32 protein-coding genes and 2 riboswitches are annotated in these 26,760 nt (G+C 38.7%); of the genes, 21 read left to right on the top strand and 11 right to left on the bottom strand.

Annotated features, from left to right (window positions below; all coding sequences use genetic code 11):
• Positions 1–10: 10 nt before the first annotated feature.
• The 3 genes from JNUCC25_RS15285 to JNUCC25_RS15275 all read right to left on the bottom strand — a co-directional run bounded on the left by JNUCC25_RS15285 (position 11) and on the right by JNUCC25_RS15275 (position 1,825).
• Complete coding sequence (locus tag JNUCC25_RS15285) at positions 11–778, bottom strand: class I SAM-dependent methyltransferase (RefSeq protein WP_013057738.1); 768 nt, start codon at positions 776–778, stop codon at positions 11–13.
• Positions 779–966: 188 nt separating this feature from the next.
• Positions 967–1,428: a DinB family protein gene (locus JNUCC25_RS15280; RefSeq protein WP_029322691.1), complete on the bottom strand. Its 462-nt coding sequence runs from the start codon at positions 1,426–1,428 to the stop codon at positions 967–969.
• A 121-nt stretch (positions 1,429–1,549) separates the two neighbouring features.
• Positions 1,550–1,825: an AbrB/MazE/SpoVT family DNA-binding domain-containing protein gene (locus tag JNUCC25_RS15275; RefSeq protein ID WP_013057736.1), complete on the bottom strand. Its 276-nt coding sequence runs from the start codon at positions 1,823–1,825 to the stop codon at positions 1,550–1,552.
• Between the two features lie 413 nt (positions 1,826–2,238).
• Here JNUCC25_RS15275 and rpsN point away from each other — a divergent pair, with 413 nt between their 5' ends.
• A complete protein-coding gene (rpsN, locus tag JNUCC25_RS15270) occupies positions 2,239–2,508 on the top strand; it encodes a 30S ribosomal protein S14 (protein ID WP_013057735.1) in 270 nt (89 codons plus the stop codon).
• Positions 2,509–2,537: 29 nt separating this feature from the next.
• Here the strand turns inward: rpsN and JNUCC25_RS15265 are convergent, their stop codons facing one another.
• Positions 2,538–4,058, bottom strand: coding sequence for an SH3 domain-containing protein (locus JNUCC25_RS15265; RefSeq protein ID WP_029322688.1), 1,521 nt, complete (start codon positions 4,056–4,058; stop codon positions 2,538–2,540).
• 560 nt (positions 4,059–4,618) lie between these two features.
• Between JNUCC25_RS15265 and JNUCC25_RS15260 the strand changes: the two genes are divergently transcribed.
• Positions 4,619–5,152 (top strand): GrpB family protein, encoded by a 534-nt coding sequence (locus tag JNUCC25_RS15260; RefSeq protein WP_064471844.1) that lies wholly within the window; start codon positions 4,619–4,621, stop codon positions 5,150–5,152.
• A 34-nt stretch (positions 5,153–5,186) separates the two neighbouring features.
• Here the strand turns inward: JNUCC25_RS15260 and JNUCC25_RS15255 are convergent, their stop codons facing one another.
• The 4 genes from JNUCC25_RS15255 to JNUCC25_RS15240 form a co-directional block, all read right to left on the bottom strand.
• The gene (locus tag JNUCC25_RS15255; protein WP_064471843.1) at positions 5,187–5,867 is read right to left on the bottom strand and encodes a DUF4397 domain-containing protein; all 681 of its coding nucleotides are present in this window, start codon (positions 5,865–5,867) and stop codon (positions 5,187–5,189) included.
• A gap of 115 nt (positions 5,868–5,982) precedes the next feature.
• Positions 5,983–6,420 carry a hypothetical protein gene (locus JNUCC25_RS15250; protein ID WP_064471842.1) on the bottom strand — a complete coding sequence of 146 codons (438 nt, stop codon included), beginning with the start codon at positions 6,418–6,420 and terminating at the stop codon, positions 5,983–5,985.
• A gap of 92 nt (positions 6,421–6,512) precedes the next feature.
• A complete protein-coding gene (gene nfsA / locus JNUCC25_RS15245; RefSeq protein ID WP_013057730.1) occupies positions 6,513–7,250 on the bottom strand; it encodes an oxygen-insensitive NADPH nitroreductase in 738 nt (245 codons plus the stop codon).
• Positions 7,251–7,279: 29 nt separating this feature from the next.
• Positions 7,280–7,564 (bottom strand): putative quinol monooxygenase, encoded by a 285-nt coding sequence (locus JNUCC25_RS15240; protein ID WP_064471841.1) that lies wholly within the window; start codon positions 7,562–7,564, stop codon positions 7,280–7,282.
• A gap of 204 nt (positions 7,565–7,768) precedes the next feature.
• Here JNUCC25_RS15240 and JNUCC25_RS15235 point away from each other — a divergent pair, with 204 nt between their 5' ends.
• Entirely contained in the window at positions 7,769–8,083 is a 315-nt protein-coding gene (locus JNUCC25_RS15235) for an ArsR/SmtB family transcription factor (protein ID WP_013083811.1), read from the top strand.
• A gap of 19 nt (positions 8,084–8,102) precedes the next feature.
• Here JNUCC25_RS15235 and JNUCC25_RS15230 read toward each other — a convergent pair whose 3' ends face one another.
• A complete protein-coding gene (locus tag JNUCC25_RS15230; RefSeq protein WP_029322681.1) occupies positions 8,103–8,438 on the bottom strand; it encodes a CHY zinc finger protein in 336 nt (111 codons plus the stop codon).
• Between the two features lie 177 nt (positions 8,439–8,615).
• Here JNUCC25_RS15230 and JNUCC25_RS15225 point away from each other — a divergent pair, with 177 nt between their 5' ends.
• The 16 genes from JNUCC25_RS15225 to JNUCC25_RS15150 all read left to right on the top strand — a co-directional run bounded on the left by JNUCC25_RS15225 (position 8,616) and on the right by JNUCC25_RS15150 (position 23,708).
• On the top strand, positions 8,616–9,683 hold the full coding sequence (locus JNUCC25_RS15225; protein ID WP_029322679.1) for an undecaprenyldiphospho-muramoylpentapeptide beta-N-acetylglucosaminyltransferase: 1,068 nt from the start codon (positions 8,616–8,618) through the stop codon (positions 9,681–9,683).
• Between the two features lie 386 nt (positions 9,684–10,069).
• Positions 10,070–10,212, top strand: a riboswitch (cyclic di-AMP (ydaO/yuaA leader).
• A 72-nt stretch (positions 10,213–10,284) separates the two neighbouring features.
• Positions 10,285–10,422, top strand: a complete 138-nt coding sequence (locus tag JNUCC25_RS15220; protein WP_454222089.1) for a hypothetical protein — start codon at positions 10,285–10,287, stop codon at positions 10,420–10,422.
• 15 nt (positions 10,423–10,437) lie between these two features.
• A riboswitch (cyclic di-AMP (ydaO/yuaA leader) is annotated at positions 10,438–10,578 on the top strand.
• Positions 10,579–10,956: 378 nt separating this feature from the next.
• On the top strand, positions 10,957–11,037 hold the full coding sequence (gene kdpF, locus JNUCC25_RS15215) for a K(+)-transporting ATPase subunit F (protein WP_063611563.1): 81 nt from the start codon (positions 10,957–10,959) through the stop codon (positions 11,035–11,037).
• 24 nt (positions 11,038–11,061) lie between these two features.
• Complete coding sequence (gene kdpA, locus JNUCC25_RS15210) at positions 11,062–12,723, top strand: potassium-transporting ATPase subunit KdpA (protein ID WP_029322677.1); 1,662 nt, start codon at positions 11,062–11,064, stop codon at positions 12,721–12,723.
• A 21-nt stretch (positions 12,724–12,744) separates the two neighbouring features.
• On the top strand, positions 12,745–14,820 hold the full coding sequence (gene kdpB, locus JNUCC25_RS15205; RefSeq protein WP_454222087.1) for a potassium-transporting ATPase subunit KdpB: 2,076 nt from the start codon (positions 12,745–12,747) through the stop codon (positions 14,818–14,820).
• A 13-nt stretch (positions 14,821–14,833) separates the two neighbouring features.
• On the top strand, positions 14,834–15,400 hold the full coding sequence (gene kdpC / locus JNUCC25_RS15200; protein WP_029322673.1) for a potassium-transporting ATPase subunit KdpC: 567 nt from the start codon (positions 14,834–14,836) through the stop codon (positions 15,398–15,400).
• A 53-nt stretch (positions 15,401–15,453) separates the two neighbouring features.
• Entirely contained in the window at positions 15,454–16,596 is a 1,143-nt protein-coding gene (gene kdpDN / locus JNUCC25_RS15195) for a KdpD-like non-kinase potassium sensor (protein ID WP_098288066.1), read from the top strand.
• 35 nt (positions 16,597–16,631) lie between these two features.
• Complete coding sequence (locus tag JNUCC25_RS15190; RefSeq protein ID WP_029322670.1) at positions 16,632–17,066, top strand: CBS domain-containing protein; 435 nt, start codon at positions 16,632–16,634, stop codon at positions 17,064–17,066.
• A 254-nt stretch (positions 17,067–17,320) separates the two neighbouring features.
• Positions 17,321–17,875, top strand: a complete 555-nt coding sequence (gene lepB / locus JNUCC25_RS15185) for a signal peptidase I (RefSeq protein WP_013057720.1) — start codon at positions 17,321–17,323, stop codon at positions 17,873–17,875.
• A 90-nt stretch (positions 17,876–17,965) separates the two neighbouring features.
• Positions 17,966–19,060, top strand: a complete 1,095-nt coding sequence (locus JNUCC25_RS15180; RefSeq protein WP_029322667.1) for an oxidoreductase — start codon at positions 17,966–17,968, stop codon at positions 19,058–19,060.
• Between the two features lie 250 nt (positions 19,061–19,310).
• Positions 19,311–20,198: a sulfite exporter TauE/SafE family protein gene (locus tag JNUCC25_RS15175; protein ID WP_013057718.1), complete on the top strand. Its 888-nt coding sequence runs from the start codon at positions 19,311–19,313 to the stop codon at positions 20,196–20,198.
• Between the two features lie 464 nt (positions 20,199–20,662).
• Complete coding sequence (locus JNUCC25_RS15170) at positions 20,663–21,124, top strand: hypothetical protein (RefSeq protein WP_013057717.1); 462 nt, start codon at positions 20,663–20,665, stop codon at positions 21,122–21,124.
• A gap of 115 nt (positions 21,125–21,239) precedes the next feature.
• Positions 21,240–21,698, top strand: coding sequence for a hypothetical protein (locus JNUCC25_RS15165; protein ID WP_053487435.1), 459 nt, complete (start codon positions 21,240–21,242; stop codon positions 21,696–21,698).
• The gene (locus JNUCC25_RS15160; RefSeq protein ID WP_029322662.1) at positions 21,698–22,018 is read left to right on the top strand and encodes a hypothetical protein; all 321 of its coding nucleotides are present in this window, start codon (positions 21,698–21,700) and stop codon (positions 22,016–22,018) included. The genes JNUCC25_RS15165 and JNUCC25_RS15160 overlap by 1 nt, the downstream gene beginning before the upstream one ends.
• The gene (locus JNUCC25_RS15155; protein WP_454222083.1) at positions 22,018–23,277 is read left to right on the top strand and encodes a glutathionylspermidine synthase family protein; all 1,260 of its coding nucleotides are present in this window, start codon (positions 22,018–22,020) and stop codon (positions 23,275–23,277) included. The genes JNUCC25_RS15160 and JNUCC25_RS15155 overlap by 1 nt, the downstream gene beginning before the upstream one ends.
• Before the next feature lie 14 nt (positions 23,278–23,291).
• Positions 23,292–23,708, top strand: a complete 417-nt coding sequence (locus JNUCC25_RS15150; protein WP_013057713.1) for a DUF350 domain-containing protein — start codon at positions 23,292–23,294, stop codon at positions 23,706–23,708.
• An 18-nt stretch (positions 23,709–23,726) separates the two neighbouring features.
• Here JNUCC25_RS15150 and JNUCC25_RS15145 read toward each other — a convergent pair whose 3' ends face one another.
• Positions 23,727–23,873 (bottom strand): hypothetical protein, encoded by a 147-nt coding sequence (locus JNUCC25_RS15145; protein WP_016764718.1) that lies wholly within the window; start codon positions 23,871–23,873, stop codon positions 23,727–23,729.
• A gap of 189 nt (positions 23,874–24,062) precedes the next feature.
• On the opposite strand from JNUCC25_RS15145, the gene JNUCC25_RS15140 reads away from it, so the two are divergent.
• Entirely contained in the window at positions 24,063–24,488 is a 426-nt protein-coding gene (locus JNUCC25_RS15140) for a DUF6843 domain-containing protein (RefSeq protein WP_013057712.1), read from the top strand.
• 42 nt (positions 24,489–24,530) lie between these two features.
• Here JNUCC25_RS15140 and JNUCC25_RS15135 read toward each other — a convergent pair whose 3' ends face one another.
• Entirely contained in the window at positions 24,531–24,983 is a 453-nt protein-coding gene (locus tag JNUCC25_RS15135; RefSeq protein ID WP_013057711.1) for a hypothetical protein, read from the bottom strand.
• A 172-nt stretch (positions 24,984–25,155) separates the two neighbouring features.
• On the opposite strand from JNUCC25_RS15135, the gene JNUCC25_RS15130 reads away from it, so the two are divergent.
• A complete protein-coding gene (locus JNUCC25_RS15130; RefSeq protein ID WP_029322655.1) occupies positions 25,156–26,493 on the top strand; it encodes a sodium-dependent transporter in 1,338 nt (445 codons plus the stop codon).
• Positions 26,494–26,760 lie beyond the last annotated feature (267 nt).

The raw sequence follows: 26,760 nt of genomic DNA, 5'->3' as shown, positions 1-26,760 counted from the left end.
CGTCCATTTTTTAATCTCGTTTTACAGCATGTACACGTATATGTTTAGCTTCTGCTAGCCAAGATCCATTTTGAAATAGTTTATCTTGCATTCGATTTTCTAAGCGCGTAATGAGGACATTTTTAGTTTCTGTCGTCACGTGAGCAAAAAGAGGGGCTGCATTTGTTTCCAGCCAATTACGCAAGCCGTTTTCCCCTTTTAACAAGAAGGGACGGCTGTAGTGAATAGCCGTGGTGACTTGAAAATTCTGTGATTCCAAAAGAGAAGAATATTCAGCTACAGAAGGAAAGTACCATGGGAAATCTACATCGTTATAAGGGATATCAAACGTTTTAAATTGACGAATGATTTCTGTGAAAATTTCGTCCATGTTTCCTTTTCCCCAAAATTCTGCTACAAATCGGCCATTTGGTTTTAAAGCATTGTAAATGTTTTTAATGACAAGGTGAGGGGGACGGATGTCGTGTAAAGTTGCATTTGAAAAAACTGCGTCAAATTGTTCGTAATAAGGAAGGTTAAGGGCATTTAACTGTTCAAAGGATAAAGTTGGGTACTGATGACGAGCCTGTTCAATCATATTTTCAGAGCAATCGATGCCCGTTGCACGGACATGAAGCTTATTGAGCTGCGAAATAAATTCGCCAGTGCCGCAGCCAATATCTAAAATATGTTCGCCAGCTTGAGGAGAAAGAAGGTTCATAGCACTTCCTCCAAATGAAGAAACAAACGGAAGATGATACACTTGAGCAATTTTTTGTTGATTAACAGTTTGACTCATGAAGTGATTCCTCCTTTGTAAAAGATGATGACTATCGTTTTATAAGAAGAAACAAGCTTTGAATAGTAGATATGAAGTTATTGATAGAATTATACCATATATCTTACTTATTATGGCGAAAACTGCAAAGAAAAAGCGCACCAAACTTCTAGCTTGAGCGCTTACAAGCACGAACTATTTTATAATCATTAACCAAACTGAACAAATAGAGGAAGATCTGTATGACCCATCTCACGTACGTAGACGTATAAATTTCCTTTATGATGAATTTCATGGTCAATGGCCATTTGTAAGAGTTGACTTCCGGGAAGCTTTCTTCCAAACGCTGCAGTGGTGTCAATTGTTTTGTTTAAATCATCTTCGCTAAGTGAACGTAATACGTCTACTGTTTTTTGCGTATATTCAGCTGCAAGGTCCGATAATGATTTACCGCTAAAATCAGCTTTTTGACCAAGTGGAGATAAATCACCGGATTTTACCACTGATGCAAATGCATAAAAAGATGTTAAAATATGCGTAGATAAGTCAAAAGCGGACATAGATGTCGGGGCAGGATTGTATTCGTAGTGACCTGCTTCAATTTTGTTGATTAATTCATTAGTTACGTTTCGATGTGCTAAAAAGTGATGAGTAATTTGTTCAACTGTCATGATGAAAGGCTCCTTTATTATGTATTTCGCTTCTGAGTATAGCATCTGAAACTCAGAAGGCGAAGAAAAAACTTTAACAAAAAGAAAAACAGCTGCATATGAGCAGCTGCTTTTCTTTTTATTAGAAATTACGTTGTTTTAACTCTTCAAGTAATAACTCCATACCTTCGCGGCTTAAAGTTAATTTGCCATCTGCGATTGTTACGTTGTCAGAAGATACTTCGCCAGTAATCGCACAAGCACCGTTCGGCTCATATTTCTTTAAAATAATTCGATCTGTTTCGACAAAAATTTCAACAGGATCTTTTACATCTATTTCAAGAACACGTCTTAACTCTTTAGGAATTACGATACGACCTAAATCATCTACTTTTCTTACAATACCAGTCGATTTCATTTTTTAATCACCTTTACTTTTATATTTTATTGAGTACGCAAAATATTATTTTTGGAATTTCTAAGATGATTATATACTAGATAACCGCTAAATTTGTCGAAGTTATTAATATGTAAATGAACTGTAATATTATTGAAATATTATCTGTAAATACAAATCCTCCTACAATATGGAATATGTAGGGCTCTTTGTATGATATAGGAGATGCAGGAATTAATTACATTTGACATACCATTTTTTTTATGTTTATGCAGCAGCCTGGGGGTAGGCTACATGTAAGCGTGGAAGCAAACAAGTTGAAAAAATGAAGAAAATATGATTAAATTTAAAAAGTAACTTGTTCAAAATAATTAAATCGTAATGATTACGTATTTCAAATAAAAAATTGATAAAACGAAAGGATGACAAAGAGTTTGGCTAAAAAATCAAAAGTTGTGAAAGAACAAAAGCGTCAAGAGATGGTAGCGAGATATGCGCAATTACGCCAAGAGCTGAAGGAAAAAGGAGATTACGAAGCGTTAAAAAAATTGCCTAGAGATTCTTCACCAACCCGCTTAAATAATCGCTGCCGTGTTACCGGTCGTCCGCGAGGCTATCTTAGAAAATTTGAAATGTCACGCATCGCTTTTAGGGAATTGGCCTACAAAGGACAAATTCCAGGTGTTAAAAAAGCAAGCTGGTAGTATAAAAGCCCTCATTATGAGGGCTTTTATTATTTATTAGCTGCAAAATATCGAGCAATTCCTTGGTAAATACCTGTAGATATTTGCTGCTGATACGCGTTAGAAGAAACAATTTGCTCATCGTGAGCATTTGATAAAAAGCCTAGTTCAAGAAGTACAGCACGCTGGTTGTTTTCTCGAGTAACATAATAATCTCCAAAACGAACCCCCATATCCTTCATAGAAGGCGCGTTTTCAGCCATGCTTTCTTGAATGTATTTTGCTAATTCTTTATCTTTGGCTTCACTGTAATAAAATGATGCGATGCCGTTTGCAGAAGATGAAGTAGAAGCGTTATAGTGAATGCTGATAAATGCATCTGCATGCTTTGCTTCACTAACGTTCACTCGTCCGCTTAGTGAGATAAAAGTATCGTTTGAACGCGTCATAAATACATTTGCTCCAGAATTAGCTAGGCGGCTTGCCACAAGTTTTGCTGTTGTTAACGCTAAATTTTTCTCAATCGATGACTTGCCTGAAGTGCCAGGATCATATCCGCCGTGCCCAGCGTCTACTACAATAATTTTATCTTTTAAAGCAGCAGATGAGGAAGGCAAACTAGCTGAAGTTGTAGAACCAGCCGCAGCTGTTAACCCTTTTGACACCCATGCTGTTTGACTTGCAGAGTACTGAATTTGCACCCAGTCATTCGTTTCGCCTACTTTTTTGAATCGTTCACCTGCTTTTGCTACACGAATGATTCCCGCACTTAAGCTAGGCTGACTGCGCAAATTTGAAGCTTTTGTAATTTGAATCGACTGGGCTGGTTGTGAAGACTGTCCAGAATCAGCTTTTAGATACTGACTCGCCACCCAGCCGGTTTGACCCGATGCCGTTTTAATCTGCGACCAAGATCCGCTTACTTTTACCACCGTTACTTTTGAATTGCGCGATAAGCTCGTCACGATGGACGCGCCTGTGCTTGCAGAAGAACGAACGTTTAATGAGCTCGCGTTAACGACCGCTGAGTGTGATGATGTGGACCCAGAATCTTTAGCTGGCGCAGAAGAAGCAGAGCCTGCTTGTAAATACTGACTCGCCACCCAGCCGGTTTGACCCGATGCCGTTTTAACCTGCGACCAAGATCCGCTTACTTTTACCACCGTTACTTTTGAATTGCGCGGTAAGTTTGTCACGATGGATGCGCTTGTGCTTGCAGAAGAACGAACGTTTAATGAGCTCGCATTAACGACCGCTGACTTCGATGTCGAATTTGCGGTAGACGTACTGTTTGTTTGCGTTTTATTTATGTATTGAGATGAAATCCAAGCTTCTTTACCGCTATAGGTAATTTTAGCCCATCCTTTGCTTTCATCTACTATATCAACGGTGTTTCCCTTCGTTATTTTTCCAACGATAGCACCGCTTGTACTAGGCGTTGCACGTACATTTAACGATGTAGCAGTTACTTTGGCCGATTCAGCTGCATCTGCATCAATTGAGTGCAAAAGCAATGAAGAGCTTAAAAGAACAGAAGAAACGGCTGTGTACATGACATGTTTTTTACTCATTTTTTCCTCCTTGCAAATTACAAATTTCAACATAAGGTTATTGGTATACAAAGCATATATCGGCAAATAGTCCAAAATTTTGAGTGAAATCTACTATTATCTCATAATACCGATATTATCCATCATACTATATGTCGAAATTCAATTGTATAATGAATTTGAACTATCTGCCATCCTTACCGATAAAATTTTACATTAATGTAAAATATAATTATGTTAAAGGTGGAATATAGAGATATTAAAAGCATTTAGTCCTTTGTTTATCGACATTTTGAGGACGTGTTTTATACTAGAAAAAATGTAAAATAGTATAAAACAGCCGGATGTGAATAGGATAGAGGAGAGATGGAAGATAAAATCGTGTCTATCTTTTGGAGGAGGAAACATCCACAATTATGAAACATTTAGAATAAAAATAACAAAAATATATAAAATAATAAAAAGCCTGTCTATATTGCTGTAAAGCTCGTAGCATAAACTAAAAGTGAATAGTTAGAAAATTCTTTCTTTTTATTTTGAAACATGATACAGTATAAAAAAGTGAAAGGGTGGAAACTGATATGCGAAAGATTGTTCAGTATGAAACAAAGTGGTCGCTTTTGTATCAAATGGAAAAAGAAGCGTTGCTTAATACACTAAAAGACTTTTCAGTAGACATCGAACATATTGGAAGCACGTCCGTTCCAGGATTGGCAGGTTCACCAATCGTTGATATTTTAATCGGAGTCAAACGCGAAGAAGACATAAATGAAGTGCGGGCTATATTAAAAAATAAATCTCACGTATATGTAGGGGAAAAAGAGATGTTTGTCTTATTAAAAGAAGGCGTTCCAGCTGCACACTATCCTCCAATTATGACAGCTAAAAATGCCCGTAGGCTCATTCCACATGATGCTAGAAGAAGTCATGTGTATGTAACGGTCAGTGAATCTCCTTACTGGAACGAACGAATTAATTTCAGGGAGCAGTTACGCTCGAGCGAACGTGCTAGAAAAAAATATGAAGGTATGAAATACGAGCTTTCAAAACGATTGTGGAACGATATTTCTACCTATGAGTACAAAAAAGAAGAATTCATTCAGCGCAGTCTATAAAAAACGTCATTTCAATTGAAATGACGTTTTTTAATTAATTATCTTGTAAAACAATGGTCTCAAGCTTGTCAGCAGTATTTACTGCGAGAACCGTATAGTTTTTACCGCTTTGAAGATTTGTTCCAGGAAGACTTAGTATTTCTTTTCCATCTGCTGTGGAAACAGATAGATCATACGAACCCGGATTTACTACTTGATAACCTGAAATGCTTTTAAAAGACAGATCTTTAAATAAAGGAGCAGCACCTTTAGGACCTACGTTTACCGCAGGAGCATCAGGAGATAAATGAGCAACACGTAAGCTTGCTTTTCCATCCATTCCTTGCTTATTATTCGTGAAAGCCTGTAGTTCAAGATTTTCCGCTTTATTTACAGCGGCCACTGTATACGATTTTCCACCGTCTACAACAAGGGTAGCTTCGATGATGGAATCTTTTGTTCCTTTTGTCTTCGCTTCGTATACTTCTACTTTATGAGAACCGGCTGACAAAGGCAAGGAGTTGGAGACATCTTTAAACTTTGCTCCTTCTACTATAGCTTTGTCATCCACAAAAATGTCTACAGCCGGAGCATCCGGTGAAGCATGAACGATGCGAACTTCTGCATTTTGAGCTGTTCGCTCATCTGCAGCAGGAGGTGTTTCAGCGGCAAATACTAACATGCGGCTAAGTGCCAAGAAGGCAATCACTGCTGCCATTACGAATAGTCGTTTCATCAAGTATCACTCCTTTTTTAGTATACACAGCTTTATGTAAAGAGAAGGACTGTGCAGTTGTTAGCGTACACTAAATAAAATCAACTATTCGTTTGTTTGTTAACTTTTGATATGTTTACTGAGATTTCTGACGAAAAAATCGAAGAATAGCCAAAATATTGTACAGAGCTGTTAAGAGCCATGTCAATAAAAAGCTTAGGCCAAGCCCAATATTGGCATCTATATACGTATGCGTGAAGTCGTCATATACGACGTAGGAAAGAGGAGCAATCGACAGTAAAAATAGAAGAAAAAACAAAAGCTTTTTCCATCTGTTTAAAGTGAAGGTTAAATAAAAGAAAAGGAAAGCGGCGAACAATAGAAGACCGTCTCGAATAGCCCAAGGCAAAACGCCGATATGTGGATTAGCGAGAAGAAAAGTCGGGACAATCGAAAGGAGGAAAAGGAGAGAAAGTAAAGTTACGTGAAGTGTGTGCTTTTTTGTAAAAGCCGGCACCAATAAAAACGCTGCGGTTGCACTTAAAAGAAAATTACAAATTAAAATAAACTCCATATCAACACCTCATTTATTGAGTATTACTTTTAGTCTATTCAGCACGCTGTTAAAGTAGATAAAAAAGCTGCGATGTTCATCGCAGCTTTTGGTTATTCGAATTTAAATCCTTGTTTTTCAAGCATCGCTCGAACTTCTGGATAATAAATGGTTTTGTAAATAGCTGATACAGTTTGTGACCAGTTGCGGTCATCAGCACCGTTTGTTCTCTTTTTCATATACTCTGCCATTTCAGCATCATAGTCTTGAATCAATGACTTCAAGTCGTGATTATAGCTTTCACGATGGTGCACAGCAGCTTGTGGCAATCGAGGCTTTTTCGCAGAATGATCTGACGGATGTCCAACCACAAGACCGCTTACTGGGAATACGTATTCCGGTAAATCGAGCAGTTCAATGACTTCTAGCGGCTTTCTGCGAATTCCTCCGATTGGGACTGTACCTAAACCGAGTGATTCTGCTGCAACTGTTGCGGCTTCTAAAGAAATTCCAGCATCAGTTGCCCCGACTAAAATTGATTCAAGCCCATCGGTTACGCCAAGAGGGGCATCGTTAAGCTCAGCTGCAATCTTAGCACGATTAAAATCTGCACAAAAGATTAAAAATAGAGGAGCTTGGTCAATCCACGCTTGGTTGCCGGCAAGCTCTGAAAGTTTTTTCTTCTTTTCTTTATCTTGGACGCTAATAATAGTTACTTGCTGTCCATTAATAGAAGAAGCGGCTGACTGAGCAGATTGAATAATCGTATCTAAATGTTCGTCACTTACTGCTTCGTCTGTATACTGACGGATAGAACGATGATCTTGAATTGTACGAATTGCTTCATTCATGATGCGTCATCCTTTCAAAGAAGTTATGATTAACCTTGTAATGTTTTTACATCTAAAGGTGCTACAAGTACGCCAGTTTGAGCAAATGCTACAAAACTTTGGAAGTGAGCTGATTTATTGTGTGCTTGAATTGCTTCTTTGCTTTTCCACTCTTCAATCATCATAAATGTGTTAGGTGTAAAAGCATCTTCAAATAGTTGATAGTTGCTGTTTCCTTCTTCTTGTAAAGAATGCTTAATTAGTTCTTGTACGTTTTCTAAAAATTCTTCTCTTTTTGCTGGGTTAACTTTCATTGAAGCTTGTAAATGAATCATGGGTGATTCCTCCTTTAATAATGATGGTGCTTTATATTATTTGTTTTGTTTTTAATCTTTCATTCAATTTACGATTAAAATGAAGATAAGTTCGAATATCATCGAACAATGAAACTATAACACCGATTAAATAACAGTGCAAGGAATTTAGTTCGAAAGTTATCGAACATTGATACACAAAAGAAGCTGTGTTATATTTTAAGCATGAGAAAACCTTATCAACCACCGAAATCTGAAATTAAATTAACGCCTATTTTACATGCGTTGAGTGATCCTAACCGGCTGCGAATTGTACAGTGTTTAGCGACAAGAAAGGAGCAGACCTGTTCGTATTATCAAAAATTAAATGTATCAAAATCAACGCTATCACATCATATTAAAGTACTTCGCGAAGCTGGAATTATCAAACTACGTATAGAAGGTACGCAGCACTATTATTCCTTGCGTTTAGAAGAACTTGAGGAATTGTTCCCAGGTCTGCTTCCTTCCATTATAAATATAGATGAGCAATTATTTTAAAAGCTGAACGATGTTTTGTTCAGCTTTTTTGTTCAAAATAAATGTGTGCATGCAGGCTGCATCCGGGATTAAAAGAAGAACGACAGTGAGGGCAAGTCGAGTTACAGGTTAAGTATTCATTAATTGATAGCTCATGTTTACATACTCCGCAAAGAATAGCTTTTTTATTAAACATAGCTTTTGGCCACCTTTTAATATCATGATCAGCATGTCCGTTATGACATTGATAGCATGGATAATATGTATTACAGCAATAAAATTTTATTGCGATAATATCTTTAGCTGTATGATAGTGCGTACAGCGCGTTTCAGAATCCACCGTATCACCTTTTACTGCAGGTACAGATTTGTTCATTATCATCACTCCCTATGAAAAGTATAGCATGCTTTTATACGCCTTATCATACATATGTAAAAAGAAAAATGCTATAATAAAACCATCGTTTTACATGTCAGATTGCATGCTAAAAAGATCAGATAAAAATTGATGTCAAAACAGATCGATTAAGTGAAGTAAAGAGAGGAAGAAAAAATGAGTAAGCAAGTTATCGTTTTTACCGGAGGCGGAACAGCTGGACACGTAACACCAAACATTGCCATTATGAAAGAATTAGACAGTGAAAAATGGGATATCCATTATGTCGGTTCTCACAATGGTATTGAGAAAGAATTAATTACAAAATTAAACGTTCCATATCATGCGATTTCAAGCGGGAAGCTGCGTCGATACGTAGATATGGAAAATGTAAAAGATGTATTTCGAGTAGCAAAAGGAGTTGGCGATGCACGTCGCGTGCTGAAAAAGTTAAAGCCTTCTCTTGTGTTTTCAAAAGGCGGTTTTGTCACAGTTCCTGTTGTAATGGCTGCTAAATCGCTAAACATTCCCGTGTTCATTCATGAAAGTGATTTAACACCGGGACTGGCAAATAAAATTGCGCAGAAATTTGCCACTAAAGTTTTCACTTCTTTTGATGAAGCGGCAAACTATTTTCCAAAAGAAAAAGTGCAGGTTGTTGGTTCACCTATTCGAAAAGAATTATTTAGCGGAAGCGCAGCGAACGGGGAAAGCTGGCTTCGCTTTTATGATAAGCGCCCAATTTTAACCATTATGGGCGGAAGTTTAGGAGCACGTCGCATCAATGAAATTGTTCGAGAGTCCTTGCCTGAACTGCAAAAGAAATTCCAAATTGTACACCTGTGCGGAAAAGGCAATGTTGATACAAGCCTTGAAAAAGAGTCGGGCTACCGTCAGTTAGAATATGTAAATGAACAGCTTCCAGATGTTCTAGCGGCCACTGATTATGTGATTACACGCGGCGGATCAAATGCTATCTTTGAGTTTTTAGCCCTTCATAAACCGATGATGATTATTCCTTTGTCAAAAGCACAAAGCCGCGGAGATCAAATTTTAAATGCACAGTCCTTTAAGAAAAAAGGCTACTGTATGGTTGTGGAAGAAGAACAGTTAACAAAAGAAGTGTTTTTGCGGGAAGTAAATGAGCTTCAGCAGCAGGCAAGTACGATGAAGCGTACAATGCGTGAAGCAACAAAAACGGATGCCATTTCAATTCTTGTAAATGAAATTGAGAAAATGAGTTAAAAAAAAGGCTGGGACAAACGTACTTTAGCCGAAGTGAAAAACGAACCATTGATCAAGGTGTTTGATTAGTGGTTCGTTTTTTTTGTTAAAGTGAACGTAGGTTTCACCTGTTCAGATCCTTCTAGCAGTTGATTGGAGGGCAAGAAGAAGCCTCCTGCGGAAAGCGAAGTCTTGCACAGAAATCAACTGCGGTGTCACAAGCGGTTCAGCTCATGTATCCCATTTGTTCATCTTTAGATGGGCTACATTCAGTCACAACCTTTTTTTCTTCGAATCTATTATTTTAAAATAATGAATATACATAGAAAAATAAAGCTTTTAAAATTTCAAAAAATGTTGTTGACAGTAAATTTTAACAGGAGTAAGATTACTCTCATGAAACGTTCCACTGTGAAACGCTGAGTCTTTTCTGAAAGAGAAGGAAAGAGCGGAGGACCCAATTATCAGGGGTGAATCTCTTAATTGAGTAGGGTTACTTTCTTGACCCGAACCCGTCAGCTAACTTCGTAAGCGTTAAGAGAGAGGATGGTGTAATCGTGGTCGTTTTCTATAACAGCGGATAGTACGCTCCTTTCAAAATATAGGTGAAAGGAGCGTCAAGATGCATTTATCTAAGCAAATGATTCAATTGATTGAATACCGAGCAATGTGCGACCAGCAATCTTTTGATCTAGCAAACCGCTATTTGTCTACGTTAGCTAATCAAAGTTTTAAACGCAGCAGTAAAAAACATAATTAAGTCTAAAAATTAAATAACAAATATACGCTTAATCAATTATGAGCGGGGGACCCAATATTTTGTACGTATGTACTAGGGGTGAATCTCTTAACTGAGTAGGGTTACTTCCATAACCCGAATCCGACAGCTAACTCCGTAAGCGTTTTGGGAGTAAAAAAATTCGTGTCGATCACGGCTTATTTGTCGTGCATTAAACCGCGGAAGAGAACTCTCTTCTGCGGTTTTTTTAATGGGGAAAATAGGAGAGCAGGCTATGTCTGCACCGTAAAGAGGATATAGTAGGGCTTTTAAAACGAGAGCAACAATACGTGAGGATTAAACAATCAAAGATAACCTTTCGCAGCTAGCTCACTTGGGCGTGATGCTTTACGCACAGAAACAGTCACTACGCTTAATCATGGGTGGTAAGAAACAGTTAGGAGGGAGCAACTTGGATATAATCATGCTTGGAACGCTTGCCATATTAACAGCTGCTATGTACGGAATTATTTGCTGGTCGTCTCATGTAGTAGACGAAAGAGAGGAGAAGTGAACATGTCGTTCATTTTGTTAGGTATTTCAGTTCTCGTTTTAATTTATTTAGTATATGTACTGTTAAATCCAGAACAATTTTAATAAGCGGAGGAATAAAACGTGGGAATTTTTCTACTATCAGTTGCGCTGCTGCTTGTTTTTGTAGCGCTTATTGCAAAGCCCGTAGGTATTTATATAGCGAATGTGTTTTCAAACGATAAAAACACTAGCTTGGTAGGGAAGATAGAATCGGTGATGTTTAAAGCGGCAGGAATTAAAGGGCATAATCAGACGTGGAAGCAATATGCACTTGCTCTCGTTTTGGCGAATACGTTTATGATTTTTGTGGTGTATCTTATCTTCCGGTTTCAAGCGGTACTGCCGCTTAACCCAAGCCACATCAAAGGAATGGATCCGGCCCTTGCTTTTAACACGGCCATTAGTTTTATGACAAATACGAACTTGCAGCACTACAGCGGTGAATCAGGTTTGTCTTATTTCTCGCAGATGGCCGCCGTTGTATTTATGATGTTTGCTGCACCAGCAACAGCCCTTGCAGTAGCAATCGCTTTTATTCGTGGGTTGGCAGGGAAGGACATGGGAAACTTTTTTGTTGATTTTGTGAAATCAATTACGCATGTTTTACTTCCTATTGCTTTTATAACAGGCATTTTATTTGCGTTTTTAGGTGTTCCTCAAACGTTAAGCGGAACGGTGACTGCCCATACATTAGAAGGGGCATCCCAGCAAATAGCAAGGGGACCAGTTGCTTCTTTTCTTTCAATCAAAGAGCTAGGCAACAACGGAGGGGGATTTTTTGGTGTCAATTCAGCTCATCCATTTGAAAATCCTAATGCGTGGAGCAATGTATTACAAATCGTCCTTATGCTTTTGTTGCCAACCGCACTTCCTTTTACGTACGGAAAAATGATCGGACAGCGTAAACAAGGTCGCATCTTGTTTATATCGATGAGTATGCTCTTTATTGTTATCTTAAGTACAGCGTTTGTAACAGAGTGGGGTGGCAACCCTAGACTTGATGCTTTTCATTTGAATGAAGCGAGCGGTTATATGGAAGGGAAAGAAGTTCGTTTTGGTGTCGGCATGTCAACTCTGTACGCCATCGTGACGACAGCAAGTGAAACAGGCGCAGTCAATGCCATGCACGATACCCTTACGCCTCTTACCGGGTTATTGACACTTGGAAATATGATGTTAAATACCGTATTTGGCGGTGTCGGAGCAGGATTTATGAATGTCATGATGTACGTCATCATCGCCGTATTTTTATCAGGTTTAATGGTTGGAAGAACCCCGGAATACGTAGGTAAAAAAATTGAAGGAAAAGAAATGAAGCTCATTGCCGTGACGCTTATTCTGCAGCCGCTGCTAATTTTAGGGGGAACCGCCGTAGCGTTCACTACTCATTTAGGAATGGAAGGTATATCAAACCCAGGCTTTCACGGGTTAAGCCAGGCACTGTATGAATTTACGTCGTCAGCAGCAAACAATGGATCCGGTTTTGAAGGACTCGGTGACGCAACTCCGTTTTGGAACATTTCTACGGGAATTGTTATGTATATTGGACGCTACTTCGGACTAATTACGATGCTGGCGGTATCGAGCTCACTAGCATCTAAGCAGCTTGTTCCTGAAACACCTGGGACATTTAAAACGGATACGTCTTTATTTAGCGGCATTTTAATTGGAACTACCGTTATTGTAGGGGCGCTTACGTTTTTCCCGGTGCTTGTACTTGGGCCGGTTGCTGAGTATTTGACACTGTAATCAAGAAAGCGGAGGATTATAATGAATAAACGGAATTTTACGAATAATCTTGAATTAGATCGTAACAGTCACATTCAAGGTACTGTAGATAAACAAACTTCATCGATTTTTATTCAATCAGTAAAGCAGGCTTTTATCAAGCTAAGTCCAATAACGATGATAAAAAACCCTATCATGTTCGTAGTAGAAATCGGGTTTGTTATTACGCTTTTTTTAGCTGTTGTTCCAGACCTTTTCGGAGAAAGTACAGTAAGCGCAGGCTTTAATATTGCCGTATCCCTCGTTTTATTTTTCACAATTGTTTTTGCTAATTTTGCAGAAGCATTAGCAGAAGGACGAGGAAAAGCGCAGGCAAACTCATTAAAGCAATCGAAAGGTGACATTACAGCTAATAAACTTCAAAACGGGCAAATGATACAAGTTTCGGCATCGCAACTAAAAAAAGGAGACATCGTCGTCGTTTCACAAGGCGAGATGATTCCTGGAGATGGAGAAATCATTAAAGGACTGGCGTCTGTTGATGAATCGGCTATTACGGGTGAATCGGCACCTGTTATGAAAGAAGCAGGGGGAGATTTTAACTCTGTAACGGGAGGTACAAGAGTTGTCAGCGATGAAATTACAGTTAAAATTACGTGTGAGCAAGGTGAATCATTTTTAGATAAAATGATTTCGCTTGTTGAAGGAGCAGAGCGTCAAAAAACGCCAAATGAAATTGCGCTAAACACGGTTTTAACAAGTCTGACGATTATTTTCTTACTAGTTGTTGTGACGCTTCCTGTATTTACAAATTACTTACATTTTCAGCTCGACACGGCTATTTTAATTTCACTGCTCGTCTGCCTCATTCCTACGACAATTGGAGGATTATTATCGGCTATTGGAATTGCTGGGATGGACCGAGTTACTCAGTTTAACGTGATCGCCATGTCAGGAAAAGCAGTAGAAGCAGCTGGTGACATCAATACAATTATTTTAGATAAAACCGGCACCATTACGTTTGGAAACCGAATGGCTCATCAATTAACGACTGTAGAAGGCATAGACGAACGTGAACTTTACAAATGGGCGTTTGTTTCTTCTCTTTACGACGAAACGCCAGAAGGGCGCTCAGTTGTTGATTTTATTCAAAACCGTATGGGAGTAGAAGATCTTAGAAAAACGCAGGGAACATTTGTAGAATTCAAAGCTGAAACGCGAATGAGCGGTATTGACTTAGAGAATGTATCTGTACGAAAAGGAGCAGTGGACGCCGTCACGGCATGGGTAGAGTCAAAGGGCGGGAAGGTTCCTTCTGATTTGCAGCAAAAAGCAAACGAAATTGCAGGAGCTGGTGGCACGCCGCTTGCCGTCGCCGATGATGATAAAATCTATGGCTTAATTTATTTAAAAGACACGGTAAAACCAGGAATGAAAGAACGCTTTGATGAACTTCGTAGAATGGGTATTAAAACGGTTATGTGTACAGGAGATAATCCGTTAACCGCTGCAACCATTGCAAAAGAAGCTGGAGTAGATGAATTTATTGCGGAATGCAAGCCAGAAGACAAGATTCAAGTAATTAAATATGAACAGCAGCAAGGAAAGCTAGTTGCTATGACAGGTGACGGGACAAACGATGCCCCTGCGCTTGCTCAAGCTGATGTTGGCTTAGCAATGAACAGCGGAACCTCAGCTGCTAAAGAAGCAGCAAATATGGTGGACTTAGATTCTGATCCCACTAAAATCATTGAAGTCGTTTCAATTGGAAAACAGCTATTAATGACAAGGGGTGCCTTAACTACATTCAGTATCGCAAACGATATTGCTAAGTATTTCGCTATTATTCCAGCCATGTTTACCTTGGCGATTCCGCAAATGGAGGCTCTTAACGTAATGAAGCTGAATTCACCTCTATCTGCCGTATTGTCAGCGCTTATTTTTAATGCGGTCATTATCCCGCTGTTAATTCCCTTAGCCATGAAGGGAATTGCGTATAAGCCGATGAGTTCTAACGCCCTGCTGCGAAAAAATTTGTTCATTTACGGATTAGGTGGGGTATTGGTTCCCTTCATTGGGATTAAAGCGATTGACTTACTACTTTCATTTGTAATGTAGAGGAGAAGAAACGATGATACAAACAGAACGAATGGGAAGCATTATTGTTCGCTTAACAATTATGATGATAATTCTTTGTGGTCTTATTTATCCTGTTGTGATGACAGGCATTGCTCAGACGGCTATTCCAAGTAAAGCAAATGGCAGCTTAATCTATTCAAACAAGCATCAAGTTATCGGTTCTAAGCTGATAGGGCAGCAGTTTACGAGCAATGCATTTTTTCATGGCAGAGTCTCTAGTATTGATTATAACGGGGCAGGGTCTGGCTCGTTGAATTTAGCACCTTCAAATAAAGATCTTACGAACCGTATCGAAAGATCAGTAGCGGCGTGGAAAAAAGAAAACGAGGTACCAAAAGGCGGAATTCCAATTGATGCCGTCACAAATTCGGCTTCTGGACTCGATCCGGATATTACGCCACAAGCTGCATATGCACAAGTAGAGCGCGTAGCAAAAGCAGCGCATATTAACACCAACACGCTAAAAGAGCTGATCAAAGAACATACTCAGCAAGGAGCTTTTGGTGCAAAACGAGTAAATGTAGTAGAGCTAAATTTAGCTGTTCAACGAGAGCGCTAATTACATGCACTCGCTTCATGTATTGAAGCGAGTGTGATAAAGGGGCCTGAACAATGAAAGAAAAAGAAGCTCATCCATACTTTCGAAGAAAAACTCCGGAAGAACTATTGCGTGAACTTCATGATCAGAAGCGCGGAAAGCTTAAACTCTACATCGGTGCGGCGCCGGGAGTAGGAAAGACGTATAAAATGCTTCAAGATGCGCACGATTTAGTCAAAGAAGGCGTAGATGTCGTAGTTGGATATGTAGAAGCACACGGCAGGAATGAGACTGAGGCGATGATCGGAAATCTAGAAGTAATCCAAAAAGAAACCATTTTTTATAAGGGAAAAGAATTACAAGAGCTTGATTTGCTGGCGATTGTAAGAAGGCGGCCAAAAGTTGTAATTATCGATGAACTCGCTCATACAAATGTGCCGACAAGCCGCCATAAAAAACGTTTTGAAGATGTTTCTTACCTGCTCAACCAAGGTATTTCAGTCATGTCAGCAATGAATATTCAGCATATGGAAAGCGTACATGATCTCGTATATGCTGTTACCCAGGTAAAAGTTCGTGAAACAGTGCCAGATTTATTTATCCAGCAAGCAGATGAAATTCAGCTTGTGGATGTTACGCCAGAACAGCTGCAAAAGCGTCTTCGTGAAGGCAAAATATACGAAGTTCATAAAATTGAACAAAGCCTGCAGTCTTTTTTTAAGCTCGCAAATCTCCATGCCCTTCGTGAATTAACGCTCAGAGAAATAGCGGATGAAGTGGACGGTAAGCTCATTCATTCCCATGAAATTGGCGTAACAGGTATTTGCGAACGCATTTTAGTATGCATTCAATACAGTGAAACAGCTGAAAAATTGATTCGAAGAGGCTGGAGAATGGCAAACCGATTGAAAGCAGATTTGCTGCTGCTTCATGTTTTGACAGGCGAGCAAACTGAAAGGCAAAAAGCACAAATCAAAGAGTGGCAGGAATTTGCTGATCGCTTTCACGCATCGCTAATTGTTGAAGAAGCTAAAAAGCAAAAACCAGCTGCAGTGATTGTGAACGTAGCCAAGCAGTATCGCGTTACTCAAATCTTACTAGGACAATCAGCGAGGACAAGGTGGGAAGAGATTCGAAAAGGGTCTATTGTGAATACGATTATGAGACAGACTCATAACATCGACATTCATATTGTTTCAGATTCAGCAAAGCAATGACAATAAAATGGATGTATAATAAAAGGAGAATATGAGTGAATATTGCGTTCTTTTTACTCCCCAAAAAAGAAGTCGTTACCCTGTCGACACAGTCAACTGTTCGTCAAGCATTGGAGAAAATGGAGTATCATCGCTACTCTTCTGTACCGCTCATTAACCAAAAAGGAGAATATGTAGGGACTTTGGCAGAAGGAGACTTGCTATGGAAAATAAAAAGCCTAAAGCATATAGAACTTCATGAGCTAGAACACCTACGAATTGAAGAGGTCCCAAGGCATCGCGATTATGAACCTATCACCATTAATGATGAAATGGAAAGTATTTTGTCACGCGCGTCTGAACAAAATTTTGTACCAGTTGTAGATGATCAAAATATTTTTATTGGACTCGTGCGGCGAAGAGAGATTATAGAGTATTGTATCTCTCAACTTTTTATACATGGAGAAACGCCTTTAAATGTGAAGATTTAGTTAAGTTTGCGTAAAAAACGTAATTTTTACATAAAAGGTAGTCTGTTTTTATATAATTAATGTTATAATAAGAGATGTAAAGACGAAACTTGCGTAATGTAAGCCTCTAACATTTGTTAGAGGTTCTTTTTTTACATAACATAAAACATTTGATTTCAGTTCTTCCTATGATTAAGTTAGAATAAGTGTTAAAGTAAGAGGTTTCTTGCTTTTTTACATAAGAAAAGTGAGCTGTACAAAGGAGACAAAGTATATTGACTACGGAAAAAACAAAAAGCGATCAATTACGCAGCATATTCAAAACTATTATCTTCGCTATCGCTCTAGTATTTATGATTCGCGCATTTTTATTTTCTCCGTATATTGTAGAAGGCGCTTCAATGAACCCAACGCTGCATAACGGAGAGCGTTTGTTTGTGAATAAACTGTCGTATTCGCTCCATGATATTCGCCGCGGAGATATTGTGATTATTAAAGATGAGGCTAAGAATAAGCATTATGTAAAAAGAGTAATCGGTCTGCCAGGTGAAAAAATCGAAATGAAAAAAGATCAGCTTTATATTGATGATAAAAAAGTAAGTGAACCTTATTTAAAAACGAATCGTCAAATTGCCAATAACATGGATATGGAGCTCACAGGAGATTTTGAACCCGTTCAAATACCTAAAAACGAAGTATTTGTAATGGGTGATAACCGTCTGTACAGTATGGATAGCCGCAATGGTCTAGGTCTCATTGATGAGAAACGGATTGTCGGAAAAAGCGAATTTGTATTTTACCCCATTAAAAAAATAAGAAAAACAACGTAAAAAGAAATGCCGGCGAAGGTATTTCTTTTTTTGTGCCTATGTCTACTCGGCTTCTAGATGGGCAAGCTAAGGAAAAAAGGTGTGAATTAATTGAAGACAGCCTATGAAAAATTATTTAAACATTTTAAATTTGTTGATGCTCTTGAGATGAAAAACCGATTAGCAATGGGACCTATACTCACATACGCTTCACGGGAAAACGGAGAAATATCCGATATCGATCTGACTTTTTACGAAAAACGAGTAGGGGGCGTCAGTACGGTAATTGTCGGCCCCGCGTTTATCACAGAAAATGGCCAAGTAGCACATGGTCAAATCGGCATTCATCGTGATCAGGTCATACGAAAGCTTCATCAACTAACTCAAATGATTCATAGGAGAGGAGCTAAAGCGATTCTTCAACTATCGCACGGGGGAAGAAAGTGCGTAGAAATGAAAAATAAATGGCAAGCCATTAGCCCAAGTGAAAAGCCTCATAAACGTAAAGGCAAAAAGCCTGTTCAAATGAACGAGCGCGATATAACTTATATTGTTCAAGCGTTTGGCGAAGCTACCACTAGAGCTATGGAAGCAGGATTTGACGGAGTGGAAATTGACGGAGGAAATGAATGTTTACTGCAGCAGTTTATGTCAAGGCAAGCCAATGAACGAAGCGATTCTTATGGGGGAAGCGCAGAAAACCGCTTCACTTTTGCACTTGAAGTTATTCGTGAAGTGACGCTTCGAGCAGCACATGCGGGCAAACCATTTATTGTGGGGTATACATTAGCGCCTAAAGAAAAAGGCTATTTAGGAAATAAAGTGGAAGATACATTTGAGTGGATTGATCGTCTTGTTCATACAGAAATTGATTATTTACATATCAGTGCTTTGCATGAATCTACCTTGGATAGTGAAGAAAATCGTTCACTTCTTTCTTCGATTATTAAGCACGTCAATCACCGTGTCCCTCTTGTAGGTACAGGAGGACTTACGGCAACAGAAGTAGCAGAAGCTTTTGAGCAAGGTCTGGCTTTAATTACGATTGAACAAGCATTAGTCGTACAGCCAGATTGGGTAGAAAAAGTGATAAATAGCGACGAGCCTGCTTCTATGGATATGACGTCATTAGATAAAGATGTGAGTTTGCCTCCTGAAGTGCTGGCTCATTGGAAAGACATGCATAAAAACGACCGCCCTTATTAAGTGAGCGGTCGTTTTTATGTGGTTGACTTAACAAGAAGAATTTTATTTTACTGATACTATAACCAAGCAGCATACATAGACTAAAAGAAAAAATCAAAAACACAGTTGACTTCTAGGAATAGTTAGGATTACAATATAAACAACTTATTCATAAAACGGACAGCTGATCGGACATACCGAAGGCTTCTAGCAAACAACTGTTGGAGGCCTTTTTGTGCTTTCTAACAGAAGATGAAAGTGGAGGGACAACATGAAAAAGTTAATTACGTTTGCACTTATTGGCTTTTTAGCTCAGTTAATTGATGGATCACTCGGAATGGCATACGGGGTGACATCAACTACGCTGCTTTTAACGTTTGGAATTGCACCAGCTGTGGCTTCCGCATCTGTTCACTTAGCAGAAGTTGTAACAACAGCAGCTTCTGGTGTTTCACATATTAAATTTGGAAACGTAGATAAATCGATGGTGTTAAAACTAATTATCCCAGGTTCCATCGGAGCTTTTGTAGGAGCCTGCTTTCTAAGTAATTTACCTGGAGATGCAGTAAGGCCTTACGTTTCAACATTCTTATTGCTCCTAGGAGTTTATGTGTTATTTCGTTTTTTATTTACGTTTAAAACAAACGAAGAAAAGAGCACCAAACCTTTATCGACGAAGCAGTCCATTCCGTTGGGATTAATTGCTGGATTTGCTGATGCTACAGGAGGAGGAGGCTGGGGGCCGATAGCAACGCCTGTATTGCTAGCTAAAAAAGGCACAACAGCCCGGAAAGTCGTTGGAACCGTGGATACAAGTGAATTTGCTATTGCCGTCTCGGCTACACTTGGCTTTTTAATTTCTCTTGGCTGGGAGCAGGTAAACTGGTTCTGGGTAGGCGCCCTTATGATTGGCGGAATTATCGCGGCTCCGATTGCTGCATGGTTTGTTCGTATTATCCCGGCTCACTTGCTTGGTTCACTTGTTGGTGGATTTATCATTTTAACAAATGCTCGAACACTCTTAAACACATGGGTATCCAGCAGCTCAACTCAGATAGCTGTATATGCATTCATACTTATTGTGTGGGCCGCAGCGATCATTTACTCACTGTTACAAGGAAAAAAATATAATCAAAATCGAAACGTAGAAGTTTCGTAATAAAGAGGATGGAATAAAAGTAGCTTAGTTAAAGGAAGATCTGAACGCATTTGATTCTTGATGGAGAATCAAATGCGTTCAGATTTTTTTATGGTTAGAGTGAAGGTAGTTTCATGTATGTAGTGGTTTCTAGCTGTTGGTTGGAGGGTAAGGCGAGGACTCCTGCGTGAAAAGCGGAACAGATGAGACCCGGCAGGAGCGGCCGCCCTCGGAAAGCGCAGCCTTGTACGGAAATCAACAGCGGTGTAACAAGGGATCCATATTAGCGTATTATCCTATTTGTTCGTCTTTAGATTGGGGTGATTTCGTTATGTCTCAATCTCTTTTATTATCTGAATTCCGTAAAATAGAGAAGCGTAGATATTTTTTTTGCGTCTTATGATACAATAGACGAGTTCATTCATGAGTGGGAATACTTTCTAACACATATAAAATTCATTGAATCGTCGAGGTGTGAAGAGTAAGTGGTCTATTTTATTTTAGTATTAGTAGCAGCTATCGAAGTAATTGTCTTATTGATTAATCGACCTGTATTTGCAAACATTCCGTATGTTCAAGTATATATTGTTCCTTTGTTAGTAGTAATTGTGATCACGATGTTGCTTTCGCGAAATCCAAAGAGATTTATGCGGTGGTTTAAACAAGGGCTTATTACGATTTCAGTCGTTGTGCTTGTATTCGTACCGGTTCTCTATGCCAAAAATCTCCCGCTGTATGGTTATAATGAAGCAAAAAAAATGCTTGCGCAAAGAGAACAGCTCTTGCTAAGTCAGTTCCAAAAAGGAAAATACGTATATCCAGCAAAAGACAGCCCTAAAAAATACCGTTATCTATTTAAAGTCAATCGTGGAAACGGCATGCTTGAATATGTATTCGACCCATACACAGGCGGTTATGAAGTTGTGACAGATGTGATAAAAAAATAAAGGTTTAGCTTATCTAAAGCTAAGCCTTTTAATATGAGAAAAATTGAAACTTTTTGAAAATCTGTACGTATTTATTAAAGAACGTTCACAAAAAAGTCACAAAAGGAGTTGCATAATGGGAAAGTTAGAATACCGACTGCTAAAGCCTGATGATACATTTGTATCTATTTATCACTATCAATCTATTGAACTTGAACAAATTTTAGCAAGAAGAGAATGCGAATTTTTTGTTAAAGAAGGAGTAACGTATAAACAAACTTCATCTGCAGTCGAAGATGATATACATATTATTTATGTAAAAGAACATGAACATGGACCGAAAGAGCAAGCAGAAGATGATCACAGAGAGATTACATTAGAAGTCCGCGAACTGAATTCTCTTCGAGGACATCCGATTTTATTCGTCTCTTCATTTCATACGCATTTGGACGTACTAAGCTATATCGGAACAGTTTATACATACTACAATGGATGGGAATGGGAAAGAGACTCTGCGGAAATTGATGAAGATCGCAGCGTGTACAGTTTATATGTAACAAAAACAGGCGTAACGTATGAAGGGGGAAAGGCGTAATGTCAAAAACAAAAAAAATGATGACCGGGGTTTTGACCACAGCTTTAATGACATCGCTCGTTGCCTGTGGTTCAACTGATCAGGCAAGACCAGCTAAACCGAAAGATAAATCGTGTGACAAGTGGAAATGGGATGAAGATACCCAAACGTACTACTGTTCAGATTCTTCTTCTTCCCACAGCGGCTCATATTATCACGGAGGCCGCTACTACGGCTCTAAAAAACAGTTGACCTCATCATCGGCCTATAAATCATTTAAATCAAGCAGCTCGTATAAATCTGGAATTGGGAGCGGCTCTAAAGGCGGTTTTGGCGGGTAATGCATAAAGAAAAGCGAGAAATGTTTTATAAAGAAATTGAAGATTTTTGGCACGATTTATACGGAACAGAGTATGCTCTTTATGACGTACATATAGAGTCTTCTCATATCATTGATTCTATTAAAGAAGCTTCAAATCAAATTGGGGAATTATTTTTTAAAACTGCACCTTTACTTCGTTCGTTAGATGATCAGACGCTTTTTTCTTTAGGATTTCCAAAAGACAGCCTCCCGTACCTACGACTGAAAACGATGGAAACGGAAAGTGTGATTTTGCGCCTTGATTTTGCTGTTACGACTGATCAAATCAAGCTTTTAGAACTAAATGCGGATACGCCTACGTTCATTAAAGAATTATTTCATGTAAATGAGTTAGTCTGTCGTCATTTTCAAGTGCAAAACCCTAATAAGCTTGAGGAAGAAAAGCTTGCTTTAGCATTAAAACACGCCATTTTTGAAGCTTATAACGAGCTCGATAGAACGAACTATCCAAACGTCGTTTTTTCTTCTCATGATACACATGAAGAAGATAAGCTAACGACTCTTTATTTAATGAAGCTAGCCGATGTAGATGCTACATACGTTCCATTATCGCAGCTTCGAATTGTCCCTTCCTCTACAGTGGAAGAAGGTGAACATATAGAAGCGGGCGTGTATGATCAATATGGACAAAAAATAGACGTACTTTATCGCCAAACTTATCCGCTTGAACATTTAATTGAAGATGAAGATCCGAGCACGCATGAAAAAGTCGGACACATGCTTTTAACATTGGCACAGCAAAAAAAAGTAGCCATAATCAACCCGCCTTCTGCATTTTTACTGCAGTCCAAAGCCGTGCAAGCACTCATTTGGGCTTTGTATGAACAACATCACCCTTTCTTCACTAAAGAAGAGCATCACATCATTGAAACGTACTTTTTACCAACGTATTTAGAAGAAGATCCATTTATTGAAAGAAAACAAGCATTTGTGAAGAAACCATCTTTTGGTCGTGAGGGAGATACCGTTGAAATTTATAATGAAGATGGAATCAAAATAGACGAAGATCAGCATAAAACATATCAAGAATACACGGCTGTGTATCAACAGTTTATTCCATTGCCAACTGCAACGATGAAGACTCAAACGCAAACAATAGAGGCTCATATTATGTACGGGTGCTTTTTATTAAATGGAAAAGCAAGCGCAGTAGGAATACGAGCTGGAAATCAAATTACGGATAACGAATCGTATTATTTGCCGATTGGATTAAAATGAAAAGGGGAATAAAAATGACACAATGGATTGATTGGGCTAGTATAGGGAGTTTTTTATCTCACGTAGCAGTAGGGTTAGGGCTATTATTTATCGGAGTTATGGTATTTGAATTAACAACAAAGTTTAATGACCGTGAACTCATAAAAAAAGGCAATGTGGCGGTTGCTTTGAAGTTATGGGGAAAAGGAATAGGGCTTGCTATTGTCATTTTTACTGTATGGAGCAACAGCTTAAATTTGGTAGATGCAACTCTTTGGGGAGTAGTAGGTATCATTACTCAAGTAGTGGCATATTGGGTTATTGAATTTATCATGACGCCTAAAACGAGCCTAGCCAAAAAAGTAGAAGAAGGAAATGTAGCGGTTGGAGTAACTCTTTTTGCAGCGTCGGTTGCCGTCGGCCTTATTGTGGCCGGAAGCTTAACATATTAAAAGAAGGCGATTCCTGTTTTACGGGGAATCGCTTTTTTTATGTCCCGATTGCTCGTGTTCACTTAGTAATAATGTACGTGTATTTTCACGATCGGCACGAACAATTTTTTGCTGTGTGTAAAGCGGAATGACAAAGAGCAAAATAAATAAAAAAACATAGCTCATTTTTGTTATCCTCCCATGTAAATTGTAAACGCCTGCTAATAGTGTGTGACAAACAATACGTAAATATAGCATATTTGATTGGATGAACTGGAAAAAATTGAGGGATACAAAAAGAATATAATCTTACCTTCAACAAAAACTAAAAGCAGTATAGAGGCACGTCTTTTATTAAGAAAGGAGTTGGGAAAAGTGAAAAGGTGGCTCATTTTGTGCTTAATGATTATAATCGCAGCTGGATGTGGACGCCCAGATGAAACGTCTCAACCGAGCATTTTCCTTATACCAGAAGGGTACAAAGGATGGGTTATGGTCGAATATGACAAAGATAACGGAAATCCCAGCAAGACAGAAGGAGACTACATTGTATTTAAAGTAAATGACCAGGGAGTCGGGAAAACCAAAACGCTTTTAAGCGGCGGCGGCTGGGCAAGAAATAAATATTTCTATGTAAATAAAAATGGAGAGCGAAAGCAATTGAAGCAGGGGAAGATGATTCATGGAACGACTCAAGGTAACAAAAATCATACGGTAACCTACTTTTTCGTCGGCACCGCAAAAGAGTTCGATAAGGCCGGAGACTATCGAAGAAAACTTACCGAAGAAAGTTCTTCGTAAAAAAAGAAACGTTGCCTCTTCGGCAACGTTTCTTTTCTATCTTCATTTGAATGTGCAAAAGACGGTGTCTTTTAAACGTTGAATTTCGTTTAATGCTTCTTTCTGCTTATGAATTACCCAATCTGGCAATGAATGTTCAACCGACAGCTCGTCGAAACAAGCCCCGCATGTTTTAACTTCAATATAAGATTCAATATACTGAAGGTGATCTAAGTTATAAGCCCAAAGTCGACGTTCAGGGCATATCGTTTCTAAGTAAAGCGGGAGCTGAAAAAAAGGATCTACTGCTTCAGAAAGTTCTAACGGTCCTTGGCTATCAGCATTGGTTACGTCTAGATAACCGCAGTGAGGACACGTGCATGAGTGCGTTGACCCGCTCAATTTTTTATCCAGTTTTACAACTCGCGCACATAGTTCGCAGTTTGGACATTTTACTAAGATAAAATCAAGGAACTTATCTAAAAATTGTTGCTGTATTACTTGCTGATTTGTCATTTTTTGTACCTCTAACTGTCAAACTTTTTTTAGTTACGAAAATAAATCATGAAACCTACATACTATTCATAACACATGATGGGGGTTAAAACAACAAAAACCCTTTTCGACAGAAGGGTTGTATGATATAGTATGACAAATCAGAATAAATAAAGAAAAATGGTGAGAAAAAATGAGTCAAAACGAACAATGGACCTCAAAACTCGGCTTTATCTTGGCATCTGCCGGTTCCGCGATTGGAATCGGAGCCATTTGGAAACTGCCTTATGTAGCCGGAACAAGCGGAGGAGGGGCCTTTTTTTTACTGTTTATCTTGTTTACAGCAATTATTGGTTTGCCGCTTTTGCTTGCTGAATTTGTACTAGGTAGACATACACAAAAGGAAGCAATTCGTGCTTATGATGCAGTTGCTCCCGGTTCTCTATGGAAAGGAATCGGGTATTTAGGTGTGATTACATGCTTCATTTTATTATCTTTCTATAGTGTAGTAGGAGGATGGATTTTACAATATATTTTTGCAAGCGTCACGGGTCAGCTGAATGGAGTAAGTGACTACGGGAGTTTATTTAACTCGACCATTGCTAATCCAACAAGTGCTGTTATCTCTCAATTTGTTTTTCTTCTTTTAACAATTGTTGTAGTCGCAAGAGGCATTCAAAATGGTATTGAAAAAGCAAACAAAATTTTAATGCCTGCTCTCTTTATTTTATTTATTATTATCATTATTCGTTCTTTAACATTAGACGGAGCGATGGAAGGCGTATCTTTCTTTTTGTATCCAGATTTTTCAAAGCTTACATCCCAAACCATTTTGTTTGCCATGGGACAAGCATTCTTTTCGCTTAGCGTAGGCGTTTCAGTTATGGTTACGTACAGTTCGTATCTATCTAAGCAGCAAAACTTGCCAAAATCGGCTATTTCAATTTCAGCGTTAAATATTTTGATTTCTTTACTAGCAGGACTGGCAATTTTCCCTGCGGTCTTCTCAATGGGTGTAAAACCGACGGAAGGACCAGGTCTTTTATTCATTGTATTGCCTTCTATTTTTGAACAGCTTCCGTTCGGAATTGTGTTTCAAACTTTCTTTTTGGCGCTGTTTTTATTTGCCACTTTGACATCTGCGTTTTCGATGTTAGAAATTATTGTTGCTTCTTTAGCCAAAGGAGAGCAGCATAAGCGTATAAAGCTATCTTGGATTTCGGGCTTGCTAATCTTCGTGGTAGGAATACCTTCAGCGCTATCGTATGGTTTATTAAGTGACGTATCGATCTTTGGAAAAAGCATCTTTGACGCTTTCGATTTTCTTGTAAGTAATATCCTTATGCCACTAGGTGCTCTTTTAATCGCCATCTTTGTTCCTTGGAAAATGAAAAAAGATGTGCTAATTGAAGAATTTAAGCACGGTTCAACGAATGTGAAGCGCTGGTTCTCTTTATGGCTTCTTGCTATTCGATACATTGCACCTGTTTTAATTATCATTGTATTTCTTAATATGCTAGGCTTTATCTAACGAAAAAACGCTGTTAAAACGCTTGGTTTTAACAGCGTTTTTTTGAAGGAAGAGGAGGAGTATGATGCTTGATTTCTTGTATGATATGTTTGTAGGGGCAGGGGTATTTATTTTATTAATAATTCTGTTGCTAGTAGCGAGAACGTCAGGGAAACGCAAGAAATAGGCGGGTATAATTCCCAGTGTAAAAACCGCAAAAAAGACTAACACCACAGAATTAAACTATGATAATATATTATCCTATGAGCATAATCAATGCTCACATAT

The organism is Priestia sp. JNUCC 25, assembly GCF_053667915.1.
The sequence above is the reverse complement of the archived record's forward strand: the minus strand, read 5'-3'. Positions and strand labels throughout refer to the sequence as shown.

Excerpts from the sequence above, each read along its gene's own strand:
- JNUCC25_RS15280 (WP_029322691.1), bottom strand. The coding sequence starts at position 1,428 with ATGACAGTTGAACAAATTACTCATCACTTTTTAGCACATCGAAACGTA.
- JNUCC25_RS15145 (WP_016764718.1), bottom strand. The coding sequence starts at position 23,873 with ATGAGCTATGTTTTTTTATTTATTTTGCTCTTTGTCATTCCGCTTTAC.
- nfsA (WP_013057730.1), bottom strand. The coding sequence starts at position 7,250 with ATGAATGAAGCAATTCGTACAATTCAAGATCATCGTTCTATCCGTCAG.
- kdpC (WP_029322673.1), top strand. The coding sequence starts at position 14,834 with ATGATACAAACAGAACGAATGGGAAGCATTATTGTTCGCTTAACAATT.
- JNUCC25_RS15240 (WP_064471841.1), bottom strand. The coding sequence starts at position 7,564 with ATGATTCATTTACAAGCTTCAATGAAAGTTAACCCAGCAAAAAGAGAA.
- JNUCC25_RS15165 (WP_053487435.1), top strand. The coding sequence starts at position 21,240 with ATGGGAAAGTTAGAATACCGACTGCTAAAGCCTGATGATACATTTGTA.
- JNUCC25_RS15160 (WP_029322662.1), top strand. The coding sequence starts at position 21,698 with ATGTCAAAAACAAAAAAAATGATGACCGGGGTTTTGACCACAGCTTTA.
- JNUCC25_RS15260 (WP_064471844.1), top strand. The coding sequence starts at position 4,619 with ATGCGAAAGATTGTTCAGTATGAAACAAAGTGGTCGCTTTTGTATCAA.
- JNUCC25_RS15135 (WP_013057711.1), bottom strand. The coding sequence starts at position 24,983 with ATGACAAATCAGCAAGTAATACAGCAACAATTTTTAGATAAGTTCCTT.
- JNUCC25_RS15150 (WP_013057713.1), top strand. The coding sequence starts at position 23,292 with ATGACACAATGGATTGATTGGGCTAGTATAGGGAGTTTTTTATCTCAC.
- JNUCC25_RS15155 (WP_454222083.1), top strand. The coding sequence starts at position 22,018 with ATGCATAAAGAAAAGCGAGAAATGTTTTATAAAGAAATTGAAGATTTT.
- JNUCC25_RS15220 (WP_454222089.1), top strand. The coding sequence starts at position 10,285 with ATGCATTTATCTAAGCAAATGATTCAATTGATTGAATACCGAGCAATG.
- JNUCC25_RS15225 (WP_029322679.1), top strand. The coding sequence starts at position 8,616 with ATGAGTAAGCAAGTTATCGTTTTTACCGGAGGCGGAACAGCTGGACAC.
- kdpB (WP_454222087.1), top strand. The coding sequence starts at position 12,745 with ATGAATAAACGGAATTTTACGAATAATCTTGAATTAGATCGTAACAGT.
- JNUCC25_RS15265 (WP_029322688.1), bottom strand. The coding sequence starts at position 4,058 with ATGAGTAAAAAACATGTCATGTACACAGCCGTTTCTTCTGTTCTTTTA.
- kdpDN (WP_098288066.1), top strand. The coding sequence starts at position 15,454 with ATGAAAGAAAAAGAAGCTCATCCATACTTTCGAAGAAAAACTCCGGAA.
- JNUCC25_RS15285 (WP_013057738.1), bottom strand. The coding sequence starts at position 778 with ATGAGTCAAACTGTTAATCAACAAAAAATTGCTCAAGTGTATCATCTT.
- JNUCC25_RS15250 (WP_064471842.1), bottom strand. The coding sequence starts at position 6,420 with ATGGAGTTTATTTTAATTTGTAATTTTCTTTTAAGTGCAACCGCAGCG.
- JNUCC25_RS15130 (WP_029322655.1), top strand. The coding sequence starts at position 25,156 with ATGAGTCAAAACGAACAATGGACCTCAAAACTCGGCTTTATCTTGGCA.
- JNUCC25_RS15255 (WP_064471843.1), bottom strand. The coding sequence starts at position 5,867 with ATGAAACGACTATTCGTAATGGCAGCAGTGATTGCCTTCTTGGCACTT.
- JNUCC25_RS15275 (WP_013057736.1), bottom strand. The coding sequence starts at position 1,825 with ATGAAATCGACTGGTATTGTAAGAAAAGTAGATGATTTAGGTCGTATC.
- kdpF (WP_063611563.1), top strand. The coding sequence starts at position 10,957 with ATGTCGTTCATTTTGTTAGGTATTTCAGTTCTCGTTTTAATTTATTTA.
- JNUCC25_RS15235 (WP_013083811.1), top strand. The coding sequence starts at position 7,769 with ATGAGAAAACCTTATCAACCACCGAAATCTGAAATTAAATTAACGCCT.
- JNUCC25_RS15175 (WP_013057718.1), top strand. The coding sequence starts at position 19,311 with ATGAAAAAGTTAATTACGTTTGCACTTATTGGCTTTTTAGCTCAGTTA.
- JNUCC25_RS15230 (WP_029322681.1), bottom strand. The coding sequence starts at position 8,438 with ATGAACAAATCTGTACCTGCAGTAAAAGGTGATACGGTGGATTCTGAA.